9 protein-coding genes are annotated in these 11,489 nt (G+C 55.9%); 1 reads left to right on the plus strand and 8 read right to left on the minus strand.

What is annotated here, in order from left to right; genetic code table 11:
- Nucleotides 1–86 precede the first annotated feature (86 nt).
- From mukB to cmoM, 4 genes are read right to left on the minus strand one after another with little or no spacing between them, the layout of a single operon-like run.
- A complete protein-coding gene (gene mukB, locus A8O29_RS14930) occupies nt 87–4,535 on the minus strand; it encodes a chromosome partition protein MukB (RefSeq protein WP_125353894.1) in 4,449 nt (1,482 codons plus the stop codon).
- Complete coding sequence (gene mukE / locus A8O29_RS14935; RefSeq protein WP_125353893.1) at nt 4,535–5,245, minus strand: chromosome partition protein MukE; 711 nt, start codon at nt 5,243–5,245, stop codon at nt 4,535–4,537. The genes mukB and mukE overlap by 1 nt, the downstream gene beginning before the upstream one ends.
- The gene (gene mukF / locus A8O29_RS14940) at nt 5,226–6,548 is read right to left on the minus strand and encodes a chromosome partition protein MukF (protein WP_125353892.1); all 1,323 of its coding nucleotides are present in this window, start codon (nt 6,546–6,548) and stop codon (nt 5,226–5,228) included. Before mukF ends, mukE begins: the two co-directional genes overlap by 20 nt.
- Nucleotides 6,541–7,335, minus strand: a complete 795-nt coding sequence (gene cmoM, locus A8O29_RS14945; protein ID WP_110509893.1) for a tRNA uridine 5-oxyacetic acid(34) methyltransferase CmoM — start codon at nt 7,333–7,335, stop codon at nt 6,541–6,543. The genes mukF and cmoM overlap by 8 nt, the downstream gene beginning before the upstream one ends.
- 122 nt (nt 7,336–7,457) lie before the next feature.
- Here cmoM and elyC point away from each other — a divergent pair, with 122 nt between their 5' ends.
- Nucleotides 7,458–8,234: an envelope biogenesis factor ElyC gene (gene elyC / locus A8O29_RS14950; RefSeq protein WP_125353891.1), complete on the plus strand. Its 777-nt coding sequence runs from the start codon at nt 7,458–7,460 to the stop codon at nt 8,232–8,234.
- Here elyC and A8O29_RS14955 read toward each other — a convergent pair.
- The 4 genes from A8O29_RS14955 to A8O29_RS14970 form a co-directional block, all read right to left on the minus strand.
- Nucleotides 8,214–9,107, minus strand: coding sequence for a YcbJ family phosphotransferase (locus tag A8O29_RS14955; protein ID WP_125353890.1), 894 nt, complete (start codon nt 9,105–9,107; stop codon nt 8,214–8,216). The genes elyC and A8O29_RS14955 overlap by 21 nt on opposite strands.
- A gap of 142 nt (nt 9,108–9,249) precedes the next feature.
- Entirely contained in the window at nt 9,250–9,996 is a 747-nt protein-coding gene (kdsB, locus tag A8O29_RS14960) for a 3-deoxy-manno-octulosonate cytidylyltransferase (protein WP_110509896.1), read from the minus strand.
- Entirely contained in the window at nt 9,993–10,175 is a 183-nt protein-coding gene (gene ycaR / locus A8O29_RS14965) for a protein YcaR (RefSeq protein ID WP_097163568.1), read from the minus strand. Before ycaR ends, kdsB begins: the two co-directional genes overlap by 4 nt.
- Nucleotides 10,176–10,229: 54 nt before the next feature.
- A complete protein-coding gene (locus A8O29_RS14970) occupies nt 10,230–11,459 on the minus strand; it encodes a winged helix-turn-helix domain-containing protein (protein ID WP_125353889.1) in 1,230 nt (409 codons plus the stop codon).
- Between the last annotated feature and the right edge of the window lie 30 nt (nt 11,460–11,489).

Consider the following 11,489-nt stretch of genomic DNA (forward strand, 5'->3'; position numbering starts at 1 on the left):
AAAGATAATACCCTTCTTCGTTCCCAAAGGGATAACAAAAAAGGGCGACATCGCTGTCGCCCTTGTTTAAAAATAACTATTTACCACTAAGACGCATCCGCCGTTCCCGGCAACGGTTCCGGTAGCTGAGGCGCGAAACCACGCAGACCGACCACGTGAACGTGTTCCGTATTCTGGAAGACTTTACGCACCAGTTTATAGGTCGTGCCTTTTTCTGGACTGATGTTTTCCGGCGCCGCGATGATCAGCTGCATTTCCAGACGGTCACACAGTTCGAACAGCGTGGCGATGGAACGGGCATCCAGACGAGCTGCTTCATCGAGGAACAGCAGTCGGCATGGCGAAATATCTTTGCCACGCAGACGTCGCGCTTCATCTTCCCAGCTCTGCACTACCATCACCAGAATTGACATGCCGGTACCGATCGCTTCACCGGTCGACAGCGCACCCGATTCCGCACGCAGCCAGCCGTCAGAACCACGGTTAACTTCGACTTCCATCTCGAGATAGTTACGGTAGTCCAGCAGCTCCTCACCGATGGTTTGCGGCGTGCGCTGACCCATATCAATCTGCGGGTTCAGGCGCTGATACAGCTTCGCCAGCGCTTCGGAGAAGGTCAGTCGGTTGCTGTTGAACAAGTCCTGATGCTGTTCGTGCTGCTCGGAAAGCACTTCCAGCAGCGTGGAGTGCGCTTCGCGAACGTTGACGTTCAGACGCACGCTGTTAACCTGGCCGAACGATACGCTTTGCAGACCCTGGTTGAGCTGACGAATACGGTTCTGCTCGCGCTGAATGGTCTTGCGAATGATATTCGCCACGCTACGGGAGCTGATGGCCAGCTTCTGCTCACGCGCCGTCAGTTCTTCCGTCAGGCGGCCCAGCTCAATTTCCATCTGTTCGATGGCTTCAACCGGGTCGTCGGTACGAATAATATCCTGACGAATACGCTCACGCAGATGCTGATACACCGCCACGAAGAACTGAATTTTACGCTCAGGACGCTTCGGATCTTCGGACATGCGCAGCACGTCGCGCAGGTGTTCGTTATCCGCCACCGCCAGACGCAGCGCACCCAGCGCTTTATCCGACATTGAACGCAGGTCGTCAGCAGACAGATAGGCCAGCTCGCGACGGTGCAGTCGGCGTTCGACGTTGTTGTCTTTCACCAGACGCATCACCGCGCACCAGCCCGCTTTCGCGCTGACTACCTGCTCTCGCATTTCGAGATAATTACGCTCGAGGCCACGCAGTTTGCGGGTCAGGTTATCCATCTCCGCTTCGCAGAAGGTCAGTGCTTTCTCCAGCTGATTACGACGGTTGCGGTTATTGGAGAGCTGAGTGTGCAACTCGTCACGACGGGAACGCGCTCGCTCTTCCGCCCCGCTGTCGGCACGTACGCCGATATCCTGCAGTTCGCGATGTAAATCGGTCAGCAGTTCTTTCTTGGTGTCGTAGGAGCTTTTCAGTGACGCCATCACCTGGCTGTACTGGCTGAGCTGTGCCGCATGGTTACGCAGCGCTTCACGGGCGCGGGTACGTTCACCTTCAGCCTGTTCCAGACGCTGGCGCAGCTTCTCGTTCAGATCGGTGTTGCCGTTCAACATTTCAGCCGAGTCGGTGTAACCAAAGTGCGCGCGGCGCTGCACAACTTCGGTGAGGGCAAACGCCTGCTGACGCGCATCGCGCTGCACTTGCTGAGAATACGCAAAGTCTTCTTTCAGCTGTTCGTACTGTTCCGGATCGCTCTGCAGAACGGACACAACCGGCTCAAGTTTCGCCAGCTGATTACCGTACTGCTGAATAAAGCGCGCGGCTTCCTGTGCTTCATCCAGACGTTCCTGAATTTCATCCACGCGGTCGGCGAGGGTTTCGTCGGCCAACAGATTCAGACGCGGCAGCAGGCGGTTAAGTTGGGAAACGCCCTCTTTTGCTTGTTCAAACTGCGCCCGGCTCTGTTGGTTATCATTTTCATGATTGCTGAGCGCACGCTCCAGCTCACCGCGACGGGTATTGAGTTTGCGAATTTCCGCTTCCGGATCCGCTTCAAACGCGACGGCTAAATGGCTGCCGATAAAGCGGCTGAATGCCTGATGCAGACGTTGCGTTTTCTGCACATCAAACGACAGCGTCGCAAAGCGTTCAGACAGAATTTCACGCTCGGCATGCAGCGCTTCGATGCGGTTTTCACGCGCCGCACGGCCAAACAGCGGCAGCGTTGGGAAACGCGAATAACGCCACTGGCGATCCGCGACTTTAACAACCACCGCTTTTTCCAGCTCGTCGACGCTGAACACGCTGTCATCAAAGGACGACGGATCCCCCTCGATGAGATAGAGATCTTCCGGACAGTCTTCCAGGCCTTCCAGCTGTTCGGCGATCAGCGACAGATCCGGGACCACGATCCCGTGACGTGACGGACCGTACAACGCGGAGAAGTACGGCGCATCTTCGAGGCTGACGTCGTCGTATATCTCTGACAGCAGCACGCCGCCAAAACGTTCGGCAAGCGCATTCAGGCGCGGGTCTTCCGAGCCACCTGGCTGGCTTAAACGTTCGATTTCATCATCTACCGCACGCTTACGGGCGCCGACTTCATCGCGTTCAACAATGGCTTCGCGCTCGCGCTCCAGCAACTGCTGCATGAATTCGGTAACGTCCTGGCTGGACTCGAAGGCTTCCCCACTTTGCTCGCACAGTTGGGTCAGGCTGCTTTGCGCCGCAAGCCAAATTGGCGCGCGTTGCAGCAGCGTCTTGGTGCGGCTTTGCAGCTGTTCCAGTTCCTGACGCAGCGTCATACGGTGTTCGCTGGCGGAGGAGACGCTGTCGGAGAGTGAAGAAATACGTTCTTCCAACTCCGTGTGCAGCGCTTCCAGGTCCTCAATCTCGATATGACGACCCTGACGCTTGCAGAATTCGGCCAGCAGACGTTCGGCATCCTGCTGTTCACGCAGACGCTGTTCGAGTTCGTTCAGACGCCCGCGCAGGGCGGTAGACTGCTCCGCCAGATGGCGCTGATTCAAGCCTTCACGCAGCAGGTCACGGGCCACTTCCCACGCTTCATCACGGCCCAGTGGACCATTGATGGCGGCGACTAACTGATATGCCTGCTCGAACTGACTGTGCGCGGTTTGCGCTACGCTCATTTTCTGCTCGAGTGACAGCAGTTTTTCCGTGGCTTCCTGCTCTTTCGCTTTGAAAGTATCGAGCCACTCATCGGCGCTATCCGGGCTTAAATCCGGCAGATGGCAAAGCTCTTTCGCACGCTGTAACGCCTGCATCGCCTGGTTGTACTGAATGGCGCGCGTTTGCTGCACGTCCAGCGCCTGCTGGTAATCGGCCAGCTGGCTTTTCAGTTCATCCACTTCCAGCTCAGCGGCTTCAGCACGGCCTTCGTTTTCTTCTTGCTGTTCGGTGGCTTCGGCCACCACTTCATTTTGTTCTTCGAGGCGGATCTGCAGTTCGTCGATATCCGCTTCATAGCGCTCGATTTTTTCCTGCTGACGCAACGCGGTCTGAACCAGGTTCAGGTGATCGCTGGCAGCCTGGTAATCGGCTTCCAGATCGCCTTCAGCCCCGTTGTGCTCTTGCAGTTCCCGCGCCATATCGACGTGTTTGAACTGCTCGGCGGCCAATTGCTGACGTGATGACAGCAGCTCGCGACGGAATTCGAGGGCTTTATCAAGATGCACGCGACGTTCGTTCGAATGGCGCATGTAGTCCGCCGCCACGTAGTCTGTGGCCTCGGAGATCAGATGCTTAAACAGGTCGCGGTCCGACTGAGTGACACGAATCGCTTCCAGCGTCATGCGGTTTTCACGCAGCGCCGCTTCCATATCCTGGAACGCTTTACGCACGCCGCCGTTTTCAGGCAACAGATAGTCGCGCAGCGAGCGGGTAATGGCGCTGGAAATACCGCCGTACAGCGAGGCTTCAATCAGACGGTAGTATTTACTACGGTCTGACGCTGAACGCAGGCGACGGGCGACAACGCCCAAATCGAACATCAGCGAGTGGTAATCGGTGATGGAGTTAAACTGCTTGAACTGCACGCCTTCCATCCCTTCGAGCTTGTCTTTCAGCTCCTGAAGGGTCAATACGCGCGCTTGTCTGTCATTCAGCGTTTCAGTCACCAGCTCGGTGGGCTGGAAGGACATCGGCAAACCCTGAATAGCAAACGGTTTGATATCCACTTTGCGGTCACGCCCGGCAACCTGTTGCAGACGCACGCCCACCAGCACGCGCTGATGACGCGAGTTGATCACGTCAAGCATCGAATAACACACACCGGCTTTCAGCTTACCGTGCAGACCTTTATCGCGGGAACCGCTGGTCGCACCGGCTTCGGTGGTGTTACGGAAATGCAGCAACGTCAGATCGGGAATAAGCGCCGTCACGAACGCCGCCATCGTGGTGGATTTACCGGCACCGTTACCGCCCGAAAGCGTGGTGACCAGTTCATCGAGATCAAAGGTTCGGGCGAAAAAACCGTTCCAGTTAATCAGGGTTAATGAACGAAATTTACCGCGTTCAATCATTATTCTTCCTCCCCGCTATCCGTGTCCGGTTGCGCATCGTCGTTCTCGTCATTGAGCTGCAGGCGGTTTTCAATCGCCATCGCTTCACCATCGCGGATCATGCGCAACTGCGCTTCGCGGGCGTCATCCCCAGAGCGGACGTCAGCGCCGAAGCGGAAAACCGCCTCTGTAATGCGGAATTTGCTGCTGTCGTGCCCCATAAACCACACCATGCCGAGACGGCGCAGTCGGTTCAGTGAAGAACGCACTTTTTCCTGCAGTTTTTGTCTGTCGAGATCCGAACCGGTCGAGCGGTTATTCACCAGTTTCAGCAGTTTGGCTTCGTCCGCCAGGCTCATCAGTTCGTCGTACAATTCTTGCTGGGTGAAAATCCCCTCATTCGCCAGACGTTCCGGGCTGAGGTAGAGATAACAGAGAATTTTGCCAACCATCATGTCCACTTCGGACAACACCGAACGCGGAATGAGCGTGGTGGAGCGCGGGCGCAAATAGAAGAAACCTTCCGGCGCACGAATAAGCTCTACGTTATAGCGGGTATAAAACTCTTCCAGATACTCCTGGAAATCCATCAGGAAAGCATGGTTGTCCAGCTCGTCCAGACCGATATGACGGCCAGAACGCAGGGCGCTATCCAGCGCCGGGAATAACGGATTGGCCAGGGCCTGCGCCAGCTTAACTGGCATCACGTGTTCAATATTTGTCGATGACATGTGCCTGTACCTTGGCTCCGTAATCATTAATCGGCTGCCACTTCGGCGACAGTCCGGTGAAATCTGCTTGTGCTACGCCCAGACGAACGGCCTGATCGACCACGATCCGCGCAACGTCGAAGTGACGGGCGCGCGGGTATTGTGCGAGATATTCCCGCACCACCAGGCCCAAATCGAGCGGCAGTCCTTTATTTTTGTAGATAACCAGCTGCTCTTCGATAAGCGCCGCCAGCTGTTCACGGATTTCGTTAAACTCTTCGAATTCGAGGTCCGGCGGAAGTTCCCCGGTCACCTCTTCGTCAAGCAGCATCATCTCTTCGTCACGCATATCAAACAGACGGTCGGCGTTCGCGTGGGTCAGCGCCCACGGCGCATCGAAGTAGTTCTGTACTGAAACACGCAGACGCTGGGCGAAGACGCGGTTTTTATCCATATCGATAGCGGTACGGATAAATTTATGCACGTGCCTGTCGTAGCCAATCCACAGGTCGATGGCCTGTTGGCCCCAGCTGACAATGCGATCGAGTTTACTTTGCAGGTCGAACACCAGACGGTCGACGAAATGAAGATCGTCGTAAGTCATGGTGGAATCCTGAATGCGCAACAGGTTGGCCTGCAGCTTGTCGCCCGCGGCTTCCAGCGTATCCTGCAATTCGCGCAGAGTGCCGGAGGTTTCTGACAGCAGCATTTCACAGCTGGAAATCGCCGCCCGCCAGTCTTTATTTAACAGCTGCGCGATATCGTCTTTGACCGACTGCTGCTGTTCGTCCATCAGACGCTGCGTAAGGTCGATGCTGTCAAAGATTTCCGCGACGGAATATTTCAATGGCGCGTAGACGTTACGGTGCCAGTGAAACTCATCGCCGCCTTCATCGGCTGCATCAGCCGCACGCTTCAGCTCGCCACCGACGATAGACAACTGCATCGACAGGCGCAGCGTTGAGAACTCACGCTGGCGGATATAGTAGTCGGTAATCCCGATGCCAAGTGGCGTCAGACGGTAGATGGCGTTGCCTTCGGTGATTTCGCTGGTAAAGCGGTTCAGCAGACGTTGACGCACCATATCGTTGATCGCGTTGTTCGCGCGCACGCTGATGGTTTCGCTGGTTTGCTCAAACGCATCACTGACGTGACGGAAAGCATCAATCAGCTCACCTTCGGTAAGCTCGCCTTCAAGCCGTTCGCCATTCAGCGTTGCTACGGCCATCAGGAACGAAAGCCTGTCGACCGGCAACGAGATCGAAAAATCATTTTTTCTGGCCCAGGCAACCAGTTCGGGGACTGTCTGGGAAAAATCACTCATTGTTAGTCCTTGTATCTACCTGCGGTTTGAGCGCGGTGACATGAATATAGCGACCCAGGCTAATCCAGGGTTCCTCACGGCAGTAGCGAGTTTCTAATGCCAGCAGCTGTTCGTAACGCTCGTGCTGCTTATGTTTTTCACGCAGATAATCATGAAAGACCCGCACACCGGTTTTGCCGGTTATCTGCCAGCCTGACTCTTGCAGCCACTGATATACCTGCTGTGGTTCGCGTGGGTAGTTCGGCGAAAGCTTACGTTTTCGGGTCTTTGGCATACCGGCTTCGACGTAATCAAAGTTCGTCACCACCATGTTATGCATCAGCAGACCGTTAGCATTGTAGAACATTAACGACAACGCGCCGCCCGGGCGAAGCACCGACCACAACGCGTCTAAAACGGCTTGCGGATTGACCACCCATTCCAGCACTGCATGGCACAATATCAGATCAACCGGCCTTTCCAAATGTCCGGCAATCTCCTGCACCGGGCATTGTACAAAATGCATGTTGTGGCTCACACCTTTCTCGTCGGCAGCCTGTTTTGCCAGGGCTATCATCTCGGCTGACAGATCGCATAGGGTAACATGATGCCCTCGCTCTGCCATCCGAATTGCCGTTTGCCCGGCCCCACCGCCGCCGTCCAGAATGTGTAATGGCGCATCGCCAAAAGACGCCAGCAGGATGTCTAAATCCTGCCAGAGGATCGCCTGACGCAGCTGGCCCTTGGTCGTGCCGTAGATATTGCGCGAAAATCGTTCCGCGATACCATCGAAATTGCGATCCTGCACGCTGGACTCCACTTGCCTGCCACAAAACCGCTATTTTGTCATACCCACAGCGAGAGGGAAGCTATCTAGTGTAATATCCGTGCATATCCCCTGTCAGATGGTCAAAAAAGGAACCAACAAGGATGCTTTTCACGCTAAAGAAGTACATTGGCGGCATGATTTTACCGTTACCGTTGCTGCTGTTACTGATGGCGCTCGGCCTGGCGCTACTTTGGTTCAGCCGATTCCAGCGAAGTGGTAAGATTTGTCTTAGCATCGGCTGGCTGGCGCTGTTTCTGCTAAGCCTGCAACCGGTCGCCGATGCGTTACTGAAGCCCATTGAAAGCACTTACCCAACCTGGCGGGGTACTGAACGCGTTGAGTACGTTGTCGTTTTGGGTGGGGGTTACACCTGGAACCCAGAATGGGCACCCAGTTCAAATCTGATCAATAACAGCCTACCGCGTCTGACGGAAGGGATCCGCTTATGGCAGGCCAATCCAGGTGCGAAGATGATTTTCACCGGTGCGGCGGCCACGACCAACCCCGTCAGTACCGGGGAAGCCGGGGCACGCGTAGCGGAGAGTCTGGGCGTGCTGCGCAGTGACATTATCGTGCTGGATAAACCGAAAGATACGGAAGAAGAAGCCGCGGCGGTAAAAGCAGCGATTGGCGATGCGCCGTTCCTGCTGGTAACGTCCGCCTCGCATTTACCGCGTGCGATGATTTTCTTCCGCCATGCGGGCCTGCATCCGCTGCCTGCTCCGGCCAATCAGCTGGCCATTGAATCACCGCTCAATCCGTGGGAACGTTTGATCCCTTCTCCCGTCTGGTTGATGCACAGCGACCGCGTGGGCTATGAAACGCTGGGTCGCATTTGGCAATGGCTGAAAGGCAGCTCAGGCGAGCCAGGGGAGTAACGATTTCGACGCCAGATCGAAAATGGCACGGTTAAATCGCCCGGTGTTGACCAACTGGGCGACTTCATCCCACAGCAGATACAACCAGCGGCGCCAGAGGAATGACTCAGACACTGGCGCACGCTGGAGATAGTGCCACAGCAGCCCTTCCGCCAGCCCGCTCTCCGACAACCGGAACAGCTCGTACTCACGCGGTGCCCAAAGCATAATGCCCGGCCCGACCATCGCCAGCAGCTGATCACTGCGGGAATCTTTCAGCATACTGCGCAACGTAAAATTGCCGTGCACCATGACACAATTATCATTAAAACCGTCAAACAGCGCGGGCAGACATTCCCGGGTGCGGAACAGAATACGTTTGTCCTGCATGGTGAGGCCGGTATTGTGGTAGAGATTCAGCGTGCTCCACAGCATTTCGACGCGCTGGCGATACCAGAGCGGCCAGAGATTTTCCTGCGTGCTGTCGACCGTGCCGACGCAACCGCCGCTGTCCTGTCGATGCCAGGCCAGCAATCCCTCGACGATCTGATCTTTCAGCTGTTCCCAGCGCTCCGGCGTTCTGGCGGGGGCCTCCACGGGCACGCCGCGCAGCCGTTCGAGTAGCAGAATATCAGGGCCTGGATGTTCTTCATGGGTCAGCACGCCGTAAACCACCGGCATGCGAACGGTCCCACTGCGTGCCAGAGTCGATATTTTCCAGGCCATCTGCTGTGCAAGTCCCGGGGTGGTGAAACTTCGGGCCAGCAGCGGCATCGGGTGTCCCTGAGCATCGTACAGCGACCACAGTGATGAATCCGTTTTCTCACTCACACACTCTACCCGGCTCAGCTTCTCGCCCAGCAGGTGGCTCAGTTCGGCACGCAGTTGTTCCATATCGGGTTACCCCTGTGTTGACTACTGTTTTTATAATGAGCGCCGATGCCGGAGATGTCACCGGGTAAGATCAATAACGGGGTAAAAAAAGAGGATATACGAGGCGGGAAACACTCCCCTCCGGGCGGAGGGGAGAAGGCGATTAGCGCAGTTCTGCGCGCACGCGAGCAAGATCTTCAGGGGTATCAACCCCAGTGCCAGGCACTTCTTTCGCCACGGCAACGTGGATTTTTTCGCCGTACCACAGCACGCGCAGCTGTTCGAGCATTTCGATTTGCTCGAGTGGACTCGGCGCCCAGTTGACGTAACGGCGAATGAAACCAGCGCGGTAGCCGTAGATACCAATGTGACGCAGCAGTGTGTCACCAATGGCATCGCGACTTTGAGCGAAACGGTCTCGATCCCACGGAATAGTGGCGCGGGAGAAATAGAGCGCATAGCCTTGCGCGTCCATCACGACTTTGACCGCATTCGGATTGAACGCTTCTTCCGCATCGTGAATAGGCACCGCGAGCGTCGCCATTCCAGACTGGCTGGCGGCCAGGTTTTCAGCGACCTGGCGAATGATCACCGGTGGGATCATTGGCTCATCACCCTGGACGTTGACGATCAGCGTGTCATCGCTGAATCCGCATTTTTCCACCACTTCGGCCAGTCGCTCAGTCCCGGACTGGTGATCGGCGCGGGTCATGCACACTTCGCCACCTGCAGCCTCGACCGCACGCGCGACGTCTTCATTATCCGTCGCAACGATAATGCGCTCAGCGCCAGACTCACGCGCTCGTTCAAGCACATGCACGATCATTGGCTTGCCGTTGATATCCTGCAGCGGTTTGCCCGGCAGACGAGTGGACGCGAAACGCGCGGGAATGATGACGACAAAACTCATGGATGGCTCTCTTCTGCGCTCAATGGACGGGCTTCGTTTTCCAGCAGGACGGGAATACCGTCACGCAGCGGGAAAGCCAGGCTGTCGAGTTTGCAGATAAGCTCTTGCTTATCCTGACTGTAATAGAGCTTTCCGTTGCAGACCGGACAAGCGATGATTTCAAGTAAGCGGTGATCCATAGTTCCTCCAGATGGACCGAAAAAGTATCTGCCGCAGCATAGCACAGAGCCCGTTTATGCGGCGTCAATTTCCCATCCCTTTGGCTGAGCGTCGAAAAGTTCAGCAGGTCGATGGTTAAGTTCAACGCGACCGGCACCTTGCCAGCGCGCAAAATCATTAATGGCTTGAGTCAGACCTTTTTCCAGCGTCTGGCTCACCCGCACGCCGTCCTGCAAATAGACGGCAAAGATTTCCAGCACGCCGGTTTTGCGGTGCATTTTGCTGTCCATTCGTCCCACCAGTTTTCCCTGATGCAGCAACGGCAGAACAAAATAGCCAAACTGACGCTTCGGTGCTGGCGTGTAGCATTCAAGCCGATAGCTAAAGTCGAACAGCTGCTCAGCCCGCTTGCGGTCCCAGACAACCGGGTCAAACGGCGAAAGCACCGCGTTGTGGGTGGCAGTCAATTTCCCCGCCTGCGCATCCGTAAGCAGAGGTTGTAAATCAGTATGCAGCCACATCGATCCAAGCCCTTCGACTTCCACCGGGATTATCAGCCCCTCTTCTTGCCAGCGGGCAAGTAAGGCAGGCAACGAAGGCTGCCGTAAACGGTAGTAATCCGCCAGCCACTGGCCGCGAAAAATCCCGAGGCTACGGGCGCTATTTTGCAGCATTAATTCTTCGGCCTGTTGCTGGCCGAGCAGATCACGCTCATCGTCCCAGTGCGGCATCACCCGGGAGGTCAAATCGTATATACGCTGGAAATTATGGCGACCAATCACCATCACTTTTCCGGCGGTGAACAGTCCTTCCAGATGTCGCTTGTGCGGCTTCCACTCCCACCAGCCACTGGCACCTTTACGTGGATGTTCAAAATCCGCCGAGCGCACCGGTCCGTTTTGCTGTATGTGTTCGATGAGCAACTCTATTTCAGCGGCATGTTCCACCATCCATTCTTGTCGATACTTCCAGCCCATCTTGTCGGGCGAAAGCATCCGATGGCGAATCAGTGAAAAGTCACTTCTCGGTAAGAAGCAGGCCTCGTGGGCCCAGTATTCCATCAGGTCACCTCGGCTTAATGCCTCATCCAGCCATTGTGATGGATAGCTGCCCAGGCGACTGAATAACACCAGATACGGGCTGCGCGCGACGATGTTGATGGTGTCGATTTGCAGTAATGACATGCGCTGAATGGTAGAGAGAATGTCACCCGGCTTCGGACGACGGCGGGGCTTTTTGAGTAACCCCTGAGCGGCAAGATGAAGATGACGTGCGGCTGTAAGTGAAAGCATTACTTCTGACATTCGAAATCCTCGTCAGCTCTGCCTGCGCCG

This window comes from Scandinavium goeteborgense (assembly GCF_003935895.2).
In the GTDB taxonomy this organism is placed as follows: domain Bacteria; phylum Pseudomonadota; class Gammaproteobacteria; order Enterobacterales; family Enterobacteriaceae; genus Scandinavium; species Scandinavium goeteborgense.